Raw genomic sequence first — 21799 nt, 5'->3', positions numbered from 1 at the left:
GTTTTCCTTAAAAATAGTATTTACAATAAATTAAATATATTTCTTACATTTAAATAAAGTTTGTATATTGAGACACAATAATTCGTAGTAATTTATTTACTTTTAAAAATCATTGTTTTTAAAATAATAAATAAAATATTTATAAAAAGACTATTAAATCTCAATTATGGCTTTACAAACTGCAACCACGATTAAGATTGGCGAAACCCTTATTGGCAATTTCATCAATTTAGAAATTATTCAAAAAATCCATGACCATCACACCTTTTCGTTTGAAGTAAGACAAGACCTGCTGGTAGATGAATTTAAAAGCATAATGCCCGCTTCGCAGAAGTTCTACGGCGAAAAAGTAAGCATAGAAATAAAACCCATAGAAGGGCTTGACGAGCTTATAGGCACAGACCCCCGCGATTATATCATGCAGTTTTACGGAGTAGTAACCAGCGTAAAAATGCAGAAATCCCAAATTAAAGATATCGAAGAAACCTTTTTAATTCAGGGGCATAGTCTGTCAATACTGTTAGAAGACGGACCGCAGTTTAACTCTTTTACCTCCTTACCATTGCAGGATATTGTAAACAAGGTAAAATCCGGCTATGATATCGATATGGAAGTAAAACCCTATTATAAAGATACGCTGTCGTATACGGTGCAGTATAACGAAAGCAGTTTTGAATTCCTAAACCGTCTGGCAAAAAGACACGGACAGTGGTTTTACTACAACGGCCGGACCCTGATTTTTGGCAGTCCCGGAGGTATCGGCGGACAGCCAAAATTATACAGCGGTGTCAATATGCAGGATTTTCGGTACGACATACAGCTGGCGCCATCCAACTTTAAAATAATCGAAAATGACAACCGCAAGGGGGAATACGCATCAGACGAAACTTTAAAATACAGAAAAGAAGCTGATGGATTCCATCAAAACTTTATAAACAAATCCAACAAAATTTTTAATAAACAAACCCTTATCCAGCGCAATCAAAATGCCGTTGGGAGTAATGGCAGCACTACTGTCGAAGAATACGCCAAAAACAAAATGCGCTCTATCTTGGGCACCATGATGCAGGTTGAAGCCATTAGCGACCTGCCGGGAATCACCGTTGGAAATACAGTAAGAATATACGGAATCGACATACAGCTGGAGAGTTCTTATCGTGTTACCCAAATTAGGCATACCTGCGATGACGGCGGGGATTACCAAAACCATTTCACGGCTATTAATTTCAACGGTTCCCCGTTCTCTCCCCAAACCGATCCTGATCTGGTGCCAAACTGCAAAAGCCAGACAGCCGTTGTAACGGCCAATGCAGACCCGGACGGACTTAGCGGTGTCAGGGTACAAATGCCGTGGCAGCAGGCCAAAGGCGAAACCACACCCTATATACCGCTTGTTCAAAACTATGGAGGCAATGTCAGAGGTTCTCACATTATACCTGAAATAGGCGACACCGTTTTTGTAGACTTTCAGGGAGGCAATGCCGAACTGCCTATCGTGGTAGGAACCATGACGAGCAATAAAGAAAAATCAGGTTTTTCTACAAAAGACAACAGTATAAAAGCCTGGAAATTTAAACACGGACAATTATTTAAGTTTATAGAAAAAGTAGGTATCTGGCTTTCAGACCCGAGTGGGAATGAGATTCAACTGGATGAAGAAGGCAAAAATATTAATGTGACAACTCCTGAAACAATAACGATTCGTGCTAAAAATATTGTTTTTGAGGCTGGCGAAAGTATTACGGTAAAAGCAGGGATTGATATAACAACAAATGCAAAAAATGATATAACTCAGGCTGCAGGAGGCAATATAACAATAACTGCAAGTGAAAATATCTTTGAAAAATCAGATAACAGAACTGAGATTACTGATAAAAATTATATTAAATCTGTAGGTGGAACTTCTGGAGAAATTGCTGGCAAAATGAATTTAAGCACAACAGATGATGATATAGAAATGCACAGTGCAAAAAACATAAAGGGACATTCAGCAGAAAATTCAAATTTCAATTAAAATCATGGCAATATTAAAACAAGCAAAAAATATTTTTATAGAAACTGCTTCAAACAGTACAATAATAGTCAAAAATAAAATAACTAAAACTGCCAACAAGATTGTACTAAGAACTACAGAAAATGATATAGTTATAGTTTCTTCAAAACAAATAAAAACAAAAAGCAATGGGGATTAATTTTTATGATTACGTAAGCAAATATGACTTTGTACCTTTTGCAGAGTTACTCAATAGTGACGACTTTAAAATTCTTTCTGTTTCAAAAACAAATCTTATTTCTACAGCAGTAAAAGATATTTACAAAGCAAAATCCGATCATAAAATTGAATTTAAACCTGAAACTCTCAATAAAGAAAAAACGATATTAAAGTTTAAACTTCAAAAAGCTCATCAAACTGCAAGTGATCCTGATGGATTTATAAAGTATAAATTAACCGCTGCAAATGGGAATGTATTTGTTTCAAACCACAATAAAAAAGATGTTGAACATGATTTAGGAATAAAAAACTATAATGATATTGTGGAGATTACGTTTAGTAAAAACTTAATGAAAACTGTACAATATATAGATTTTTATTTTAAGGATAATTCTAATGACTGGTTTGACATGAAAGGTGATATGCCTGATAAATGGGAACATTGTGGGAGAGTGACAATTGGTGCAGGTTTAAATTCTTCTTCTCCTTGTTATTGCAATCGAGATTTTACGGTAGAAGAAATCATTGAAATAATTTACAATTTACGTGATAAACAACATTATATCGCAGAAAGAGAGGCTTTCTTTAATATGGGAAATGAATATATTTCCTGCATAAGAGTAGAGAAAGGAAAATTAACTGACAATAAAGATAAGATAAAACTATTTGTCGATGAAATGAATTCTATGTTTGAAAAATTTAAAATTAACACTTGCAAGAGAAAAATTCATTTTATAGGACAAATGTATCTAGAAACAATAAGTTTTAGATATACATATGAAAGCAGATCTGTTGTACCAAGCAATTATAAAGGTGGTGTAGATTTTCAAGGAAGGGGTATGAAGCAAATTACACATGATTACAATTATCTTGCATATTATGACTATATAAATGATACAAATTTTAAATCCATTTATAACAAGTTTTCTGCAAAAGACTCAAAGGGAAATATAATTGAAAGTGTCGGAGAATGCATTAAAAATAGTTTAAAAGCAAACGAGCAAGGTCTTAACGATAATTTCTATGAAAATTTAAAAATATTTGCAAAGAAAATTTCTGGAAATTTATTTCATTCTTTTAATTCTGCTGGGTGGTATTCCACGATTTACAGAAAAAAAGTAATTGAAGCTATGGATAAAGGTATATTGAATGACAATATAAAAGAAGTAACAATAGAAATTAACGGTGGAGATAACGGATTAACAGAAAGAATAAATTTTACAATATGGACAAAAGATTTTTTAAAGTACGATACGAAGTGTATAAACAAATAATATGTATTTTTTTATTATTTTTTGGCATTAAAGCTATTTCACAAAACAAAAATAAAATTATTGTTTATGAAAAAAAGAAAAAAATAGGTTATCTAAATCATCAAACAACTGAAAGTTGTAATACTTGCTATTATTTTATTACAAAAAAGATTTTCAACAAATCAATTGTTATCAAATTACCTGCCACCATAAATGGATTAAAAAATGAACTATTTTTCAATCCATTATATGAATTAAAAATTTCATCAGTTAATAAAGATATTAAAATAATAGAATTTAATAGTACTCTTACTGGGAGTGCGTTCTTGATTTATATTTTTAAAAATCATAATAATCTGTATTTGTTAAAAAAACTTTCTTATTCAAATTCATCATATCAAAAGAGCGATAATCAAGGAGGTGTATATAATATTCCATCATCTTATATATGTATTCAAAATAGTAATCAAAAAATAGCTATCAAAGATTATCTTGATTTTGAAAATTTATTTGATTTCAATAAAATCAAGGAATGTTTTCACTGTCCAACCAATTATACGATAGATGAATGTATAGTTATTAGAAACAAAAAAAAGAAATTTAATTGGAAATAGAAATTAAATTATGAATATCTGTTTTTCCTAAAGTAGATTTAAAATTTTGTATTAAATGTTTAAACTTTTTGCAATAAGTGAAAATATAATCTTAAAAAAATAATGCTCTTCCAATGGGTATCAAGAACGAATAAACAATACAAATGAATTAAGAAAAATATTTAATTATGGAAAATGCGTTAATAAGAAATAAGTTGTTTTCAATCAGTTTTTTATTTCTTGTAATTAGATGCAAAAAAGATTAAATATTGATTTAAAAAAAACAGTCAGTAAAAATCATACTATAGGAAACGTAAGAAATAGTATTCCATTTGATGCTGACTTCTCAACATTAGGGTATGGTAAAATTATAAAAACATTAACAATAAAGATATTAATGATGAAAAATCACTGATAATCATTAATTTGAGTTTTCCTTCGGAATTGAGACAAAATTATATTATAACAAAAAGAAAGAGGGGCGTGATATGCCTTTAGACTTTATACTTCAAGAAGAAGACAATGGTAATATTACTTTTTTAATTAGACAAATATACCATCCTTTTGATTCACTTATTTTCATTAAAAAGAAAAATCATTTTTTTTAAAATGCAGTATATAATAACGCTTACTCATCAACTTATTGTAAGAATTATATTCAAAAAGGAAAATTTATTGAATTGACTCCTAATATTAATTACCCATAATGATAAGAAAATTCGAAAATAGATGTAATTGAAATTCCTAGCAAAATTTCTACTTCCTTAGAAGTATCAGGTGATTCAGCAGGATGGTTTTGGGAAAGAGGAGTTAGAAAAATTGATGGAACGTTAATTAATTTAAATACTAAATGTGGAGAAACAGAAAATGATTTTAAAGAATTAACACGTTTAATTAAAGGAGCTACAACTGAATTTGGAGAAAGAAAGGAAGCTTTTGTTGCGTTATTAAAAATTCTAAATTATGAAAAGTGTATTAATAAAATATAATATTTTTTTGTTCATTTTAATTTTTCTGGTGTCTGGTTGCAAAGATACAACACAACAAAAAATAACTGTGAATCAAAAAACAAATGAATTAAACCTACAAGTTGATGCTATTGATTCATTAATTATTTCAACTGTTGATAAAGATATTGCCATATTCTTAAATAAGGTTTACATTAAAGATAAACTCAATTACGAAGTCAAAATTATTAATTCACAAAATAAAATTCATAGATTCAATATACCTTATAATTTTATTTCGAAGAAAGATACTTTACAACCTAATGATTTGGAATTAAGTAAAATTACATATGATGATTCACAAAAAAAAGTGCTTCTTAAAAATGGTTTTTGCATTAATTTTTGGCAATCAAAAACACTTTTTCAATATGTAATTAATTATGAAGGAGAAGATTTTTATCTAAAATCAATAAAAAGAATTGTTGACGATGAAGATTTGAAGCAAAAATTTAAGATTCGAAAAGTAAATTTAAATGATAACCTAAAAAATCTTGAATTTAAAAAAATAGATTCGATTATTAACAATTTTGATGATTAAATTAATTGATTTAAAAGCCAATTTTTACATTAAAACGACAAACCCGATAGCGCGGATTTGCAACTCGAAATCTAAATGAAGAGAATAGAGATATTTTAAAAGAATTAGAAAATTATGGAATAAAAGTAACAAAAAAGTGAGAAAAATAACAGCCCTAACATTAATAATAGTATTATTTATTTCTTGTAATAAGAAAGATGAAATTAATCATTATCTAAATAAAGTTGTAACACAAAAGGAACTCTTAGATAATGGTTTTTATAAATACTCATCTGTCTATATTCCTAATGAAAAAGATAAAATTGATGGCTATTTCAAATCAGCCACTAAGTTTGATATGTATTCAAATGTAAAACCTGAAAAAAATGAAGGAGGTCAATTATGTCCAACTCAATTATGGCACTTTTATAGAGAAGATTCAATTAAAGAGAAAAAAAACAGAGATTATCTGAAAAACAAATTATATAATAGGATTATAACTTATTTTTTTAGAAATGACACCCTATTATATAAAGATATAATTGTAGATCCTATTGATAAATCACAAAAAGATATCGCAGATTTTACAAGTAAAGATAAAATCATTAAATACTATAAAAGGTTTAAAACTTCAATTAAATCTCAAGTCAAAAATAAGGAAACTGGAGAAACATATTCTAATCGATTTCTAATAGACAATTATAACACTCGATTTTATATGGATAATAATTCTTATGAAATGTTTGTTGATTACAAAGAAGATAATTTTCATGATGTTTTAGATCATTTATATAACGGTACAAATTGCTGGTAAAAACCCGATAGCGCGGATTTGTAATCCGTGCCCATCCCAATTGTAATAAGTCTAACAGTTGTAGTTTACATTCTTTGTGGGCACGGATTGCAAATCCGAGCGATCGTTGTCGATATATCTGCGCGATCGGGAATTTGATCTACTTGGGCTTCTATGGTTTTCCAAGATAAAAATTAATTAATGATGAAGCATTTATTTAAAATTTTAATTATAATTCTTTTATTAGTTGGATGTTCATTAAAAAATGATAGGCCTGAAGTTCACGGATATGTTTATGATCGTGATACGAAAAAAACAATATCAGAAGTTACCATTATTACTGAAAAAGGTAACGAAACGACTACTAATAAACTAGGTTATTTTGTTTTAAAGAAAGAACCAAGTACAAAAATATTTGATTTTGAAAGTGGACATGATCCTAAACAATTTTTTATCATTTTAAATCATCCTAATTTTTTGTCTGATACAATTAAAGAAGAGACAAGAGGTAGTTTTGAAAACGTGAAGATTTATTATTCTATCTATCTCCAGAGAAAATAAGAATTCCCGATAGCGCGGATTTGCAATCCGTGCCCATCCCAATTGTAATAAGTCTAACGGTTGTAGTTTATATTCTTTGTGGGCAAGGATTGCAAATCCGCGCGATCGGGCTTTTTACTATGTAAATATCAAAAAGTATTTTAATTTAAATATCTTATAACTGATTGCTTCAATTCTAAAGGAACCTCATTAATTGAATTCTTAAATACAATTTCTTCCGAGTCTATACTTTCAACATGTGGGTTTAAAATTTCTATATCTTCAAACGTTAGGCCATATCTTAACATCCAAATTTCCTTTTTATTATCAGTTCCAAATTTTACATAATTGGCAAGTTTTTTTGCTCTTAAATCCTTTTCACTTTCAAAATACTTTATAAAAGACGCATAGAATTTATCTTGTAATTTAAATCCTATTAGCTTATCTATGTAATCATATGTATCATAAACAATTCGATCATAGTCAACATCTTTAATCAAATCTGATGCACCATATAAGGGATATCTAGATAATTTTTTATTTGGTAACTCATGAAATCCAGTTATATAATTTGCTCTACCACTTTTAATAATAGAATGAGAATTTATGGCATGAGAGTATCTAAACCAACAAATTTGTTTAAATGTTTTTCCATATATTCTCCACAACATTATTTTTATGGCAGTACTTAAAACGTCACCTTCCGCATCATTCAAATCTCTATTCAGAAATGTTTCATACAATTTTCTAAAGGATGAATACAAGTTAAGTTTAAACTCGAAATCTTTGTTAATTTGATCCAATGAAATCAATTTATCATTTGAAAAAACTGAATTTAAAATATCTAGAATTATTTTCTTAGTATTTGGTTTTTCAATATTTTCTATCTCTTTTGGCGTTAAATTAAATTCATCGTTAAAAGTCCCATTAACAATCGATATTTTAAAATCATTATAATCATCATCCTTATCTTCTATTTTATCTAAACTTGAGACTGTATCCAATCTATTTGGAGTTAACATAACCTTTCTAAAACCGCTCATATTTGATCTAATAACAACAGTTCCATAATCAAAATTATTTAAGAGAGTTGACCTACCTGCCCTACCGATTAAATTTTTCAGAGCTAATGAATCTTTTATTTCCAATCTATCAACAAACACAATATCAAAAGGCATATTAATTCCTTGTTCAAGAGTTGAAGTTGCAAAACATATTCTACAAAGTCCTTCTTTAGTAAACTCTTCAATTAATATTCTTGTCTGCAAAGGCATTGAACCATGATGAATTACAATGCCTTTCTTCAACAAGGATATCATCTGTGAATAATAGTTTTCACCTTCTTTTATATTCCCTCCTGTAATCTTTATTAATTCATTAACATAATAATCAATCCGATCACTATCTATATCTTTACAATGTGACACATATTCTTTGAAATCAAGAAGTATCCTTTTGTCATAAATTTTACTTTTAGGAACATAAAATAATACACTTCCTCCATTATTTAAAACTTTTAAGATTGGATTAAACTTACATTTAACCCTTGTATTTCCCATTATTGTTTTATCAATTCCAAAGTGATAATATTCTTTATCTACTTTGATGATAAAAATTTGTCCAACATTTTTCTGATTATACGGTTTATTATCAGATTTATTTTGATCTAGTTTGTTTTTTATTATTTGGGACTCTGGATTCTCAACAAAAGGATGTGCAAAAACAAATTTAGCATCTGGATATTTTTTATAAGCTCGTCGCACAATACTATCATAATAGAGACCTCTTTTATCTTCTTCATTGCTTAATTGCGCTTCATCAAAAAGAAACAAATCAACAATAAATTCTTCTTTACCAACATACTTAAACAAATCTCGACATCGTTCAGGAGTCACGACAAAAACATTTTTTTTAGATCTCTTTGTATTTATCTTGTCTATAAAGGTTAAAATGTTGATAGTTTTATCCTCAATACTCGCACATAATTTTAAATAATATTCATTAATCAAAGCTCGAGATGGAACAACTACAACAACATCATTTTTACATTCGATAATTTTTTTCATGAACACGAATGATTTCCCAGTACTAGTTGGTGCTGAAAAACTAAAACAGTTATTATTATCTATTCCTTTTAATATATCTGCTTGAACTGGAGTAAAATATTCATCCTCTTTAAGATATTTTGCATGTTTTTCATGCAAATATTTTTTATACTGTCCAAAAACAACATCCCTTAAAGTTTCTCTTGGTACATTTTTATAAAAAACACTCATAAAATTCAAAACTGAATTTTTATGTAACTCAAATTTTTCTGTTTGATAAATGGACATATAAGATAATATCTCCATATCAGTTATATGAATAGGACCTTCTTTAAAAAGTCTATCTAATACGTAACAAAAAATCTGATCTATATTTTTACTTTCAATAATATTTTTAATTACATTATTCATATATCTACAGCTACACAGATTACTTCATTAAATCTTTTTATTTGAATAAAATCAGCATTTTTACAAATATTCTTTATTAGTCTATCTGTCGAAATTGTTTTTGAAGAGAAAGCAGCAATAAATCCTTTTTCGCTTTTTTGAAATTTTTTTAATGAATCCATGCTACAAAATCGGTCAAAATCAATCAAATCTTCTACGTCGTTTTTATTATTTTCAAATTTTACTATTTGCTCGAAAGCTTTTCCATACGCATTTTTGTCTGTTAAATATTTTGCCTCTCCAAATAAAATAATGTTTGTTGTATTTTCAGAATAAAAATCAAATCCTGGATTACCAATTTTTTGTTTTTTTATTAATTCAGCTAAAGGAATATCAAGATATTTAAGTTCACTCACAATAGATTTTCTAGCTAATTCAGAGACAATGTATTCTCCAGAACTACTTGTAACACTATCATCTTCTGCTTTTATTATATTATCTGCTATAAATTGGATCGTATTTTTTGCTCTTTCATTAAAACTTTCAACAATATAAGAACCATCAAATTGACTTAGCCAGCTTAAATCCGATAAAGACTGAAAAACCTCTTTCAAAGTCAGTTTAATATCAGTTGGATTTATCCTAATAAAAGTAATATGTGTATCAATTTTTTCGATATGAGTAACTGTATAACCTTTCATAATTATCTATTGCATGAATTCTCCCCTAAAAAACAAATCCAACTCCTCATTCATCTTCTTTCCGCTTGCCAGTTTACTTGCATTTTCCTGATTAAATTTTACGGTTTCGAGTAAAAAATGAGTTATCAGGGTTTCTTTTGGGTGCAGGTATTTTTCTTTTTGAGCGGCTTTTATTTGTTGTAATTCCAGTATTTTTTCTTGTATGTTTTTCGGTGCAATAGGCAATAGATCTGCAAAAGCTACGGGCGGAAATGTATTGTTTTCGATAATCCATTTTCCTGCTAAAACGGTGCGTAAGGCGTAGAAATAACTTTTTAGTTTTACTTCGTCCATCTCGCAGACTTCCATAAAGTTTTTTGTCGTTCCTAAATAATGGTGTAAAACCGCTATTGGCGAAAAACATTCTGTGGCTATCTCACGCATTTGTTTTGCAAATTCTTCATTCTCATAATACACAACAGGCGAAAACAACCATTCCATCAAAGATGCACTGGATTTTGCTAACAACCTTACGGTTTTCCGTAAATCCCAGCCGGAACCGTCAAGATCGTCTTCGGTCATGAATTCTATTACGTCGGGTTTCTCCCAAAGTGAGAGGTAATATTCAGGTTTGTGTTTATATATAAACCGGATATCGTAGTCGCTGTCCGGAGAGGCAAATCCCCAGGCACGGCTTCCGGATTCGACAGCGTAGAGTATTTCGACGTTTTTTTCGAGTTCTATTTGTTTTAATTTTTCAAGTATTTTTTCTTTCATGATTCTTTCAAATTCAATTCCTTTAAACTATGCGATTGTTCCCGCTGCATACGACAGAAAATCAATAATCTTCATTCTCTTGCGGAGCGGTTTTATTACGGGTTGCGATTTCCCAATTTTCTTTTTGATACGGATTATCAATTTTTTCAAGCTGCACTAAAAAACGAAGTTCGTTTTTCTTTGGGTCATTCTGCTGAATTAACACTCTAAAGCTATATCCTTCAACCGTTTCTATAGATTTATCGGTTACTGGATTTTGTTCGTAATATTCTATCATCACATCGATCTCTTCCGAAAACTGAGTATTAGCTGATAAAAAATTTAAAAGTTCTAAAGTAGTATTCTTTCTAAACGCAGCATTTTTCAGCTTACTTTTTTCGACATCATAATAGGTAGAAAAAGTCAGTGATAGATTGTCACAACCTCCTAAATCAGCCCGAATAAATACATCGTCTTTTTCATACACTTCACCAATAGTTTCGCAGTAATTATGCATTTCAATACTTCGAATGCGTTTGGTTATTTCGGGTATATCATTAAAAATAGTTTTAGAATCTAACTGTGCGAGCTTACAATCAGACAAATACGATTCTTCGTAAAGATTTCCGTTTGTATAAACAAAAGATAAAGAAGCAGATTTTAAATCCTCCATGTATGTTCTAAAATTTTGAGTGATTTTGACTTTTAATGTATCTCCCTCAAATTTTGCTTCGTCAATTATATTATAAGAAAATGGCGCATAACCTAAAATACTATGCGCTTCTTTATAATAAATTTCGTCTTTCATGATGTAATAGATGTAATCTTGGTTTGTATTTGCATTTCCTCCCAGCATGCCGCTTGAATCCCTAAGCACTACATAATCTATAATTCCGTCGTCATTAAAATCTTGTTCTTTTATAATATCAAACCTAACAGAATACGGATCGCCATCATTAGTAAAATGAACACTATACGGCGCTTTTTCTGTTTGCAGATTGTCATATTTTTGTTGGCCGATTTCTTCTATTACCAATTGTTTTAGAAAATCGCTTTGAATTTCAGATAAAATTCGGCCTTCAATTTCCTTCTTAGGTTCCACTGTTGTAACTTCATTTTTAGGGCTTTTTTTTACCTTTTTAATTTTCTTTTCTTCTTTACAAGAAAACACCAACAGTAGTACTGCCAAAAATAGAATTAAGCTACTCTTTTGAATATTCATTTTTTATACAATTATTTGAAGTTATTCCAAATGTAATTAAACAGAGAATTTTTGAAGTAAGTAATTACACGTGATTTTTATTTTGCTATGATGGCGATAATTATTTGTACTAATGCGTTTGAATTTTTTATTTCGCGTAGACTCAAGTTTATTGAAAAAGTAAAATAAAAATAGGATTCGCTATTAATAAAACAAACCTTTAAAATAGAAAAAAAAGTACGGTGTACGGGACTCGAACCCGCAGCCTCCTGCGTGACAGGCAGGTGTTCTTCCAGTTGAACTAACACCGCATATTTTTTTGTCGTAAAGGACAAGAAGTTTCATAAAGCATATCTACAATCTGTGTCGAATCCCGAGTGTGATTTCTCCCTAACGGTCGAAATGACAAACTGTACGCGCTATTCTTTGCGAAACCTTTGCGAACTTTGCGGTTAAATTACTTTGCCGAATTATCTAACTTTTACAGAAATGATAAAAAATGAGGTATAATCTTCGAACCTCAAAAAAACAAAGGTGTGCAGGGACTCGAACCCGCATCCTCCAGTTTAGCAAACCGACGCTCTTCCAATTGAGCTAACACCTTTTTAAGAGCAGTTGGGATTTGAACCCAAAACTTTTCCAGTGGCGGGAAGATTTTTCCAGTTAAACTACTGCTCTATTTTTTTTACCAGGCCGAAACCTTGTAGTTTTTTAGTAAGACTCCAAATATAGTTTTTCCTTTTATTCCCTGCACTATCGGATCGAAAATTCTGCTTGCGCCGTCTACCGAATCCAAAGGCGGAATGTACCCTTCTTCGAACTGCTTTTTCCGAAGACTTTCTTTTGCTCCGGTCGAAATCCAGCCCACATCGACGCTGGTCATATAAATCGAATCTTCGGCAAATTCCCTGCCCGATGTAAGCGTCATCATATTCAGCGCCGCTTTGGTCATATTGGTATGCGGATGAAAAATCGTTTTGTTTGTGTAACTAAAAATCCCTTCGGATGATGTAACATTGACAATAAATCGTTCCTTAAATTCTGAGTTTAAAAACAACGGTTTTAGTTCTTTTATCAAAAAGTAAGGTGCAATTTGATTGATCAGGTTTACCTCAACGAGTTCGTACATGCTGATTTCTTCGAGAGTGGAATTCCAACTCGTTTTATCGCGGTTATCCACAGGCTGTCCGAAACGTGAAAGCGCGATTTCGGTCTTTTCTTCATATCCGTATTCAAGTGCTTTTACTTCGGCTGCGACCGGGGTTGTATTGGCAATGAGTTTGGTTTCGGCTGCAAATTCGCCCAGCAGGCTTTCTTCTTTCCTGATTAACGGTCTGTAATAATCATCGGGATATTTTATGGTTTGTGCCGCATTGTTTATCAAAATATCCAAAGTGTCGAATTTGGATTTGTAAAACGTTACAAACTCATTTATGGCATTCAAATTTCGTAAATCGAGTCCGTAAATTATCAGGTTGTTTTGCCATTGTTCAAAATCTGTTTCCTGTTTGAACTGCTCCAGAGCCAATGCCGGAAAACGGGTTGTAAGGACCACGTTGGCATTATTTCTGAGTAATTTTAAAGCGGTGGCAAAACCCACTTTTACGCGTCCGCCGGTCAGGATTACGTTTCGTCCTTTGAGGTCGATATTCTGAAAACGCTTTTCGTAATTTTCTTCGGCACAAACCGGGCAGAGTCTGGTGTAAAAACTATGCGCGAGTTTATACGAATTATTGCAGGCGTAACAGTTTTTTGGCAGCTTCAATTCGGTAAACTGCTGTTCATCGGGATTTTCTTTTTCAGCAAATAAGGTTTCTCCGTTTAAAGCTTTTGAAACCAAAGCCGCACTTAGACTTACCTGAAGATCTTCTTGTTTTTTTGAAGAATAACTTGCGCTGCGCAGGTCCTTTTTGGCATTTTTATGAATCTTGGTAATCAGTCCCGCAAACAAATCATTGTCCGGATTTTCAAACGGTTCGTCTTTTAAAGCCTGCAAAACCTTTATACAGGTTTCCCATTCCTGAGTGCTGAAAATATATTTGTTTTCTGTTTCCATTTTATTCTTCTAAAAAATCTTCTAAAAATCCGATGAACTTTTTTCCATCTCCAGACCATCGTAACCCTTGTCCATTTTGCACTCTTATTTCGTATACCAAACCATGTTTATAATGATAGAAAATATTCCACCATGTTTTGTGCATTATAATGTAATGAAGCAGTTTCTCTACTTTTTCTTTTTTCTGGATGGTGTTTCCTTTTATTTCTCCAAAAATACTGTCTTTTTTTCTGCCAACATGTTTTTCCCAGGCTCTTGCTGCAATTGAAATCTCTTTATTGAAAGGTTCAAAACAGCTTTCTAAAAGGATTTCTTTTGTTGGCGGAATCCCGTTTTCATCGCGCTGGCTTGCCGAAGTTAAACGCTGCCCTAAAATAAGCAGTATGTTTTCAAATGGTGTTTTTTCAAATGTCTGAATCAAACTTTCGCGCAAATGGCTGGAGCCATTTTCAAAATTTTCTAAAACAGCTTTAAAATAAAAAACAGCATCCTGCAGCGAAACTACAATTTCATCTTTAAAATAAGGCAGTCTCGATATTTCTGATTTCTGATTGTGAAATGAAATCAGGTTTTCTGAAAAAAGCTCTAGATTTTCATCTGTCAAAAACAAAGCATACTTTTCTTTCCATTCTTTATCAAGATCTGGAATTACCGATTTAATTTCCTGAAAGAGATTGTGTTTCATTTTTATTCAAGGCAAATTACAGTTCCTTTTACACTCATTTGCGACAATACATATTTCATTAAATTGAAATTAGCAGAAGCGTTATCTAAAATCCAGGCATCTGAAGTTACTGCTATGTAATTACTTTCGGCTATTACTTTATCGGGGTTGTTTACTAATTGCACTTCCCAATTGAAATTATGGTTTGAAGCAATTTCTTCTATCATTTGCTTTAATTTTCCGCTGTTTGAAACAGGTTTATCAAATAACCAAAGTGCCTTTTTAATTTTTTCATTTCTAAAAAAATCTCCTATCAATTCAATGGCCTCAGAAGTCTGTTTTACTTTTTTATAAGTTCCATACACGCTTGACAGATCTCGGATAAAACCGTCTTGTCCTTTAAAAACATAAGCGTTTGATAAAATACTTTCAAGTAAAATCAGAACATTAAATCCGTCAAAACAAATCTCTTTTCCTTCCAGATTCTGACTTTGAATTTCTTTTGCTTTTCGGTCATCAATCTGTTTTTGAGAAGCACTCATTCCGCGAACAGCCTGCTGCTGACGTGCATTTAAGCGATAACGGTTTCCAACTAAAGCCAATGTCGATTTTTCGCCATAATCCCGGCTTAAAAAATAATGCATATCGGTTACGGCTTCTTTTAGTTTGAACTGCATTTTCTCAGTTCTAAACAAAGCGTCGTCGCTGGCTTCTTTTCCTCGGTTTTTGAGATCTGTCATGGTTATGTTTTTTTCTGTGCTAACAGGTTTTGAAAACCTATTAGGTCTTTTCCCAAATTAAAAGCTCCTAATATAATACCTAAGATGTTTTTGAAACCTGTTAGGATACAAATCTAAATATTAAAAAAACTTTTCGAATTTTTAGTCGTTTCCTCCGCAACTTTATCCAAAGCAATTCCTTTAAACTGTGCGATTGTTCCCGCTACATAAGGCAGAAAAGACGGTTCGCATCTTCGTTCGTGGTATTTCTTCAAAAGGCTGTTCGGGACGTTTTTAGGAAGCATAAACGGCGCATCGGTTTCAATCATCATTCGGTCGAGCGGTACGTACTGAATGACTTCTTTTAAATGGCTGAAACGTTTGGCATCTGAAATCGCTCCCGTAAAACCCAGATAAAATCCGTTATCGAGATACGTTTTGGCTTCTTGCAGCGTTCCTGTAAAACAATGCACAACGGCTTTTGGCAACTTCGGCAGATAGTCTTTTGTGATGTTCATAAAAGCACTAAAAGCGGCTCTTTCGTGCAAAAACAAAGGTTTCTGAACTTCAATCGCCAATTCTAATTGCGATCTATAACATTCTTCTTGTTTGTTTCGGGGCGAAAAATCACGATCAAAATCGAGTCCACATTCGCCAACAGAAACGACATGTTTCTGATGTAATAAATTCTTTAGTTTCGAAATGCTCTGCGCATCAAAACTCTTCGCATCATGCGGGTGAATTCCTGCCGTTGCATACAACACGCCTGGGTATTGTCGCACAATTTTAGCAGATTCTTCGCTATTTCGTACGCTTGTACCTGTGAGTATCATTTGCGATACGTCGGCATCGATGGCGTCTTGTACGACATCGTCTATGTCGTTTTGGAATTGTTTGTTGGTCAAATTAATTCCGATATCTATGTATGTCATTTTTTCTTAAAGTTACAAAGACTCAAAGGGCCAAAGGGACAAAGGTTTCTTCTCTTTAGTCTTTTTCGTTATTTTATTTTTTTGCCACTAAGGCGTTATTTAAATCTCGTAATCCCGATGACTATCGGGAACTGAGTCGCGTCTCTACAATCTGTGCGTTCAGAAAGCCTTAGTTCCTTTGCCCCTTGAAAATCAAAAATCCCCGTAATACACTTGGAAACACGGTAGCTTCAGATCGTTTCTCCAGGTATCTACCACTTGGTTTCTATCGTCTAATACAAATTCTACGAAGTATTTATCTTTTATAAATTCGTTATAGATTTCGGTTTTAATGATAGAATCTTTTCGGCTGTCTTTTGTTTTTCGCATGATCAGATCGTCGTACTCAATTTCATGTTTTTGAAGAAAACGCAATGTTGGCTCTTTGTATCGGTCTTCTCTTCCGGAAACCAGCAAAATTTCATATCCTAGTTTCTTATAATTTCTCAACACATTTGCCACTGGATTATTAATTTCGTCTTCGTCACATTTGCTTGCATCAAAGGGATTTCTTCCGTTCATTAAGGCCAATGTTCCGTCAAGATCGCAGATAATTGCTTTTGGCAAATCTGGATTTTGATCGCAGTATTCCAGATTTTTTTCGATCTTTTTTATAGGTTTGAAATCAAATTTTTCTTTGGTTTTCTTCAATTCGTAATACATTTTTTCGATTACCTTTCTTGGTACTTTTCGATCTCTTTTATCATTTCTAGTAAAAAGTTCTTCTAATGGCAGATCAAACATCTTGAATTCAATATTTGCCATTTCAGAAAATTCCATTACTGGTTGTTTCAGATATTCTACTTTAGCATTACAAGTATCCAAAATTACATTCCATCCGTTTGAAAGCAGGGTTTTAATCTGCACGTTGATGATTTTAGAAATCATACTTTCAACAGATGAATCCATTACTTCCTGAAATTGAGAAAACCTGATTTCATCACGACTAATTCGCATGGTTTTGGCTTCAGTTCTCACTTTCCATTCGGCAAAGGTGCTTTTTCCTGATGCTGGGCATCCGACTAATATCGTTAATGTTGGTGTCTTTTTCATTTTATAATTTATTATAATCTTGGATCTAATGTTTTTTCTATTTCTTCATTATTGATTCTTTTCAAAAGGAGCAGACGCATTAAATAATTCTCGTCTCCTAAATCTTTATAAGGAATCTGAAGCATCTTCTGATTGATTTCCCAGCCATTTATTGATTGTTCTAGTTTTCTTTTTACGTTTCTTTTATCTAAATAATAATCAAAATCCTGATGGAAATTCACGCCGTAAATCATTGTCAGGTAATTGTTGTTTCTGATTTTAAAACAGGGCGGAAGACCTTTTATGTAATTTTGAACTGGTTTTATCATGATTCCTTCTTCATTTGCTTCTGTCAGTTTTTCGAAAAAAGCATAGATTTCTTTTAGCTTTTCTTCTCTATTTGAAGCTGTAATTTCCAAATGCAAAAATGGATCATCGTTTATCAATTCGTAAGTCAAATTGCTATTTGGCACTATTTCTTCACCGGAAATTTTTACTTCTTTTAAAATAGTAAAAGGCTTAAAATAAATTTCGCCTTCTGTTCCAAAAGTATCAATCTGATTTTTGAATACATTTAGTGATTCTTGTTGTTTATCCAGATCTGGAATTTTTACTGCTGCCAAAGCATCATACTGACGGATAATATGCATTTTGTGCTTGCTGGCAAATTCCTTTTTCGAAAGCTCTTTTTTATCTGAAACATAAGTTGTAAAAGCTTCATCATTTTTGACAGCGATTAATTTTTCAATTAATCCAGAATCTTGCAAATAGTCTTTATGCGTCTGCAAGGCATCGTAATATCCTGTAAATTCTTTTTCAATCAATCCTCCTCCCAGAACTTTCCACGGCAACAATTCTGACGCAATCAAAAGGGTTTCAAATTCCGGAAAATCTAAAAGCATTTTTGTATGCAAATCTCTCAAACTTTCAATAGCTTGTTCTGTATCGATATGATCCATTTTATAGCCGTTTCGGGAAACAAAGTACGTTTCTTCGATATTCCTTTTTAGATAAATCGTACAGTACGAACCCATGTATTTTTTTTGAACTACAAATTGTGTTACGCCATAATGCATATAATAGTGAATCGCGGTTTCGATACTTTCGATTTCGTTTCTTTCTTTGTTTTTTGGCGCAGGCGAAATGGTTGGCGAAAAATCATTGATTTGATTTTTGCAGAACCAATCTATTCTGTTTCTTACTTTATAATCTAACATTTTCTACTTTTTTTGAATGATTACAGCACTTGTTGGGTAAACTCCTTTTACACAATCTCCTACTCCATGAAAGGTTTTAGGATTTGGAAAAATTTCATTTATAAATGTTACAAACTCTGCATTTGATAATTCGAAATCATGATCGTCATGACGAAATTCTTCTGTTAATTCATAATTTACATTAAATTCTTTGTCGGGCGTTGTGACAAATAATTGAGTAAACTTCGTATTGTCTCTAATCCAGATTAGGATCTCTTTTGCATCTTCAACCGAATTATGTTCAATCACTTCACTTAAAATAATCTGTCCTTCAAAATCTTTAAGTTCTTCCAGGTTTTCTGTCCAAATCAGATTATCTGTTCTGTCTGATTCCTGAATTTTATCAGCAATATGCTTAAAATCAACTTCGTCATATGCATAATAATTTTCTGTAAATCCTTTTTTGTTAAGTAATTTGTAATACTGCAATTCGCCACAGCCAAAATCCAAAATTGATTCTTCGAAGTTAATTCTGCTGCAGATAAATTCTTTTCTTGACTGATGTGTATCTGTAAACCCAAACTGAACTTCGTCATTAAAATAGGCTTCCAATTGCGGTTTAAATTTCTCAAACTGCGATGGAGAACGCATAATTCTTTTTATAAAAAGATAAAACACAAAATATGGAACGCCAGTAAGATTCGTAAACATCGTGATATGCTTCTGGATAAAATAATCATCAATGAAAGTATAGACCGCATATTTGTTGGTAAAATGGGTAAATAATGCTACCAGCGAGAATTTTTGCATGGCCTCTCTTGTCGTCGCTCCTTCGATTTTTAATTCGAAATTGTTACCTATTTTATTGACCAATGTAATTCCGTCTATATATTTTGACAAAAGATATTTTTCGTTTTTGTACCAGTTGGAATCAATAAAAAATGTTGGAACTTCTATCGTGCATTTCTCTGTATCAACTTCATCATAGTTTTTTTCTAACCACGGAATCAGCGTTTCGTCTAAAACTTTATTCTCTTTATACATATGATTAAAGAATTCCGTCGCCATATTTAATGCCAACAACGGACTGCAGTAACTTTGAAAATCTATTTGATTCCCTTCTTCTGGCAGATAACTGTGTTTTCCGTCTAAAAAGATACAGTGGTATTCGTTTTGGGTGATGACATTTCCTATTACAATTCCGTTTTTTAATTCCTTTAAATAAAGTCCCTGGTCTGTATTTGGATTTTTATATAGGATGTCCAAAAAGTATTTGTTCTCTGATTTTATTTTGATAATCATGGCTTTTATTTTTGTCTTGACAAATATAGCTTTGTTACTACGCAGTAATTCTGCGCAGTTTAAATTAATTTTTTACTCTTCTTCTGTATTAAATGGTTTTTCAAATTTTGGGCGGATCAGTTTCCAGATTATTTCTGAATATTCCCGTTCGTCCAACATCGAAAACAAAACCTTTGGATATGGGCAGGTTTGAAAATAAAAAGCGGTTTCTTTTCTTGTTTCCAGTATTTTAAAATCGGTTCTGCATTTATCTTCTATTATTTTATAATCCCTTTCCAGATCGGCCTTTGTTTGTTTTACCCAATTGAAAAATTCGTCAGGAACTTGTTCTAAAATTTCATCGAATGGTTTGTTATCTTTTAAAAACTCCCATATATTCAAATTGGAAATCTGAGTGATGATTCGGTGTAAACGAATATATTCTTCAAATTTAATTTTTACCCGAAAGTTATTAGCATATTTAATTACAAATCCTTCTTTATTATTCTGATTTAATGCCGATAGCGTTTTAATATCTTTTACTCCGTCAAATTTCTGAACTGTTGGAAATCCAATATCTTCAAGAGGGAATTCTTCTCCCGATTGTGTATCGATAATAGCCAGTAAAACCAATTCTTCTGATTTCCCGTAATCTAAAACAATTCTGTTTTCAGGATAAATAATTTCAAATAAATAAGTTTTCGATTTGTCCAGCAATGGCCAAGAATCTTTATACTTTCCGTGAAGCATTTCATTTCCTTTATCAGATTGATCGCTTGAAAATGAACCACGGCTTGCAATAAAAGGAGCGTCATTCATCCAATACAAAATCCCTAACGAACCGTCCATTTTATCAAAAACTTCGAAAGTAGTATCTGGAAGAATTTGATTTTCCATTTCACCCAAATTAAAAAATTTAGGAAAAGGTCTAGCGATAATATTATTATTCGCATCTAAGATAATTCCTCTGCAGTTAATTGTAATTTCGTTCCAAACTCTCTCAAATTGTGCATTTTGAGTATAGTTGTAAATATACAAATCGTGTTCAGGGTGTTTGTTTACCTTAACATAATCCTGCAAAATCATTTCTTTTAATAAGATTGTATTCATTAGTTCTTTTCTTTGAACAAATATTCAAAAACTACTGCGCAATCATTCTGCGCAGCATATTTTATTTTCATCTTCATATTTATACTCTGACTTATTTTTCATTCTGGAGTTTCTGTCTTTGAGAATGATTATAAAACTAAAAAGCCGCTTTTGCAAGTTTTCAAAATCGGTATTTTCTTTTCTAGAAAGATATTTTATCAAATCTGGAAACGCATTCGCAATTTCATTTTTGGTGTACAATTCTTTTCCCTCATGAAGCGAAATCGCTTGTCCTAGCTGAAATGCAATTGATTTTATACTGTTTAAATCGTTTTTATCTTTTCCGAAAGAATCGATCTGTTTTAAGTCAATTCTTTCTAATGCCTTAATCTTTTCGTCTAAATCGCCTTTTAACGCCCATTTTATTATTGAACGATATTCTGTCTTGCTCAAAAAAGATAAAATCATTCGAGCACTTCTCAAAAATTTCAAATCAACGTCCCTAACCAAAAGTTTCGTTATCTGATTGTCGAATTTCTGATGATGATTTTGATACGTATAAAACAATGCATTATTCAATTCGTCTGTTGTTCCTTTGTAAACCTCAACTAAATGACCATTTCGCTGCACTGCAAGGTTGGCATTGATTTCTTTTTCAGGAAAAAACGAAATTATGGATTGACTAAGTTCTTTGGATAATGCCAATTTTTCTGCTATTGTTTCGGGCATTTCTTCAATAAAGAAAACCAAATCAAGATCAAGCGAATTTTCAGAACCGAATATTTGATAAATTGGTAATTTCAT

20 protein-coding genes and 3 tRNA genes are annotated in these 21799 nt (G+C 31.7%); 7 read left to right on the top strand and 16 right to left on the bottom strand.

Annotation, left to right across the window (positions count from 1 at the left end; genetic code table 11):
- Nucleotides 1–166 precede the first annotated feature (166 nt).
- The 7 genes from OZP11_RS21345 to OZP11_RS21315 all read left to right on the top strand — a co-directional run bounded on the left by OZP11_RS21345 (nucleotide 167) and on the right by OZP11_RS21315 (nucleotide 6936).
- Entirely contained in the window at nucleotides 167–2014 is a 1848-nt protein-coding gene (locus OZP11_RS21345; protein ID WP_281232511.1) for a phage baseplate assembly protein V, read from the top strand.
- Nucleotides 2015–2018: 4 nt separating this feature from the next.
- The gene (locus tag OZP11_RS21340; protein WP_281232510.1) at nucleotides 2019–2192 is read left to right on the top strand and encodes a hypothetical protein; all 174 of its coding nucleotides are present in this window, start codon (nucleotides 2019–2021) and stop codon (nucleotides 2190–2192) included.
- Nucleotides 2182–3486 (top strand): hypothetical protein, encoded by a 1305-nt coding sequence (locus tag OZP11_RS21335; protein WP_281232509.1) that lies wholly within the window; start codon nucleotides 2182–2184, stop codon nucleotides 3484–3486. The genes OZP11_RS21340 and OZP11_RS21335 overlap by 11 nt, the downstream gene beginning before the upstream one ends.
- Nucleotides 3438–4079, top strand: a complete 642-nt coding sequence (locus OZP11_RS21330; protein ID WP_281232508.1) for a hypothetical protein — start codon at nucleotides 3438–3440, stop codon at nucleotides 4077–4079. The genes OZP11_RS21335 and OZP11_RS21330 overlap by 49 nt, the downstream gene beginning before the upstream one ends.
- 942 nt (nucleotides 4080–5021) lie before the next feature.
- Complete coding sequence (locus tag OZP11_RS21325) at nucleotides 5022–5603, top strand: hypothetical protein (protein WP_281232507.1); 582 nt, start codon at nucleotides 5022–5024, stop codon at nucleotides 5601–5603.
- A gap of 136 nt (nucleotides 5604–5739) precedes the next feature.
- Complete coding sequence (locus tag OZP11_RS21320) at nucleotides 5740–6396, top strand: hypothetical protein (protein ID WP_281232506.1); 657 nt, start codon at nucleotides 5740–5742, stop codon at nucleotides 6394–6396.
- Between the two features lie 180 nt (nucleotides 6397–6576).
- On the top strand, nucleotides 6577–6936 hold the full coding sequence (locus OZP11_RS21315; RefSeq protein ID WP_281232505.1) for a hypothetical protein: 360 nt from the start codon (nucleotides 6577–6579) through the stop codon (nucleotides 6934–6936).
- A 140-nt stretch (nucleotides 6937–7076) separates the two neighbouring features.
- On the opposite strand, the gene OZP11_RS21310 is transcribed toward OZP11_RS21315, so the two are convergent.
- The 16 genes from OZP11_RS21310 to OZP11_RS21235 form a co-directional block, all read right to left on the bottom strand.
- The gene (locus OZP11_RS21310) at nucleotides 7077–9371 is read right to left on the bottom strand and encodes a DEAD/DEAH box helicase (protein ID WP_281232504.1); all 2295 of its coding nucleotides are present in this window, start codon (nucleotides 9369–9371) and stop codon (nucleotides 7077–7079) included.
- On the bottom strand, nucleotides 9368–10051 hold the full coding sequence (locus tag OZP11_RS21305; protein WP_281232503.1) for a hypothetical protein: 684 nt from the start codon (nucleotides 10049–10051) through the stop codon (nucleotides 9368–9370). Before OZP11_RS21305 ends, OZP11_RS21310 begins: the two co-directional genes overlap by 4 nt.
- Nucleotides 10052–10057: 6 nt before the next feature.
- A complete protein-coding gene (locus OZP11_RS21300) occupies nucleotides 10058–10807 on the bottom strand; it encodes a nucleotidyltransferase domain-containing protein (protein WP_281232502.1) in 750 nt (249 codons plus the stop codon).
- A 61-nt stretch (nucleotides 10808–10868) separates the two neighbouring features.
- Entirely contained in the window at nucleotides 10869–11975 is a 1107-nt protein-coding gene (locus OZP11_RS21295; protein ID WP_281232501.1) for a hypothetical protein, read from the bottom strand.
- Nucleotides 11976–12225: 250 nt separating this feature from the next.
- Nucleotides 12226–12298, bottom strand: a tRNA-Asp gene (locus OZP11_RS21290).
- A gap of 219 nt (nucleotides 12299–12517) precedes the next feature.
- Nucleotides 12518–12591 (bottom strand) — tRNA-Ser (locus OZP11_RS21285).
- Between the two features lie 3 nt (nucleotides 12592–12594).
- Nucleotides 12595–12665 (bottom strand) — tRNA-OTHER (locus OZP11_RS21280).
- Between the two features lie 7 nt (nucleotides 12666–12672).
- On the bottom strand, nucleotides 12673–14043 hold the full coding sequence (locus OZP11_RS21275; protein ID WP_281232500.1) for an SDR family oxidoreductase: 1371 nt from the start codon (nucleotides 14041–14043) through the stop codon (nucleotides 12673–12675).
- Between the two features lies 1 nt (nucleotide 14044).
- On the bottom strand, nucleotides 14045–14728 hold the full coding sequence (locus tag OZP11_RS21270) for a hypothetical protein (RefSeq protein ID WP_281232499.1): 684 nt from the start codon (nucleotides 14726–14728) through the stop codon (nucleotides 14045–14047).
- A gap of 2 nt (nucleotides 14729–14730) precedes the next feature.
- Nucleotides 14731–15447: a DUF434 domain-containing protein gene (locus OZP11_RS21265; protein WP_281232498.1), complete on the bottom strand. Its 717-nt coding sequence runs from the start codon at nucleotides 15445–15447 to the stop codon at nucleotides 14731–14733.
- A 113-nt stretch (nucleotides 15448–15560) separates the two neighbouring features.
- Nucleotides 15561–16358 (bottom strand): TatD family hydrolase, encoded by a 798-nt coding sequence (locus OZP11_RS21260; protein ID WP_281232497.1) that lies wholly within the window; start codon nucleotides 16356–16358, stop codon nucleotides 15561–15563.
- A 192-nt stretch (nucleotides 16359–16550) separates the two neighbouring features.
- Nucleotides 16551–17450, bottom strand: coding sequence for a phosphatase domain-containing protein (locus OZP11_RS21255; RefSeq protein WP_281232496.1), 900 nt, complete (start codon nucleotides 17448–17450; stop codon nucleotides 16551–16553).
- Between the two features lie 11 nt (nucleotides 17451–17461).
- Nucleotides 17462–18646: a hypothetical protein gene (locus OZP11_RS21250; protein ID WP_281232495.1), complete on the bottom strand. Its 1185-nt coding sequence runs from the start codon at nucleotides 18644–18646 to the stop codon at nucleotides 17462–17464.
- 3 nt (nucleotides 18647–18649) lie between these two features.
- Nucleotides 18650–19927: a class I SAM-dependent methyltransferase gene (locus OZP11_RS21245; RefSeq protein WP_281232494.1), complete on the bottom strand. Its 1278-nt coding sequence runs from the start codon at nucleotides 19925–19927 to the stop codon at nucleotides 18650–18652.
- A gap of 72 nt (nucleotides 19928–19999) precedes the next feature.
- Nucleotides 20000–21016 carry a T4 RnlA family RNA ligase gene (locus OZP11_RS21240; RefSeq protein ID WP_281232493.1) on the bottom strand — a complete coding sequence of 339 codons (1017 nt, stop codon included), beginning with the start codon at nucleotides 21014–21016 and terminating at the stop codon, nucleotides 20000–20002.
- A gap of 42 nt (nucleotides 21017–21058) precedes the next feature.
- On the bottom strand, nucleotides 21059–21799 hold the full coding sequence (locus tag OZP11_RS21235) for a hypothetical protein (protein WP_281232492.1): 741 nt from the start codon (nucleotides 21797–21799) through the stop codon (nucleotides 21059–21061).

The sequence above is a fragment of the Flavobacterium gelatinilyticum genome, assembly GCF_027111295.1.
In the GTDB taxonomy this organism is placed as follows: Bacteria; Bacteroidota; Bacteroidia; order Flavobacteriales; family Flavobacteriaceae; genus Flavobacterium; species Flavobacterium gelatinilyticum.
Note: the sequence above shows the minus strand (reverse complement) of the source record. Positions and strands in the feature narration are given on the sequence as shown.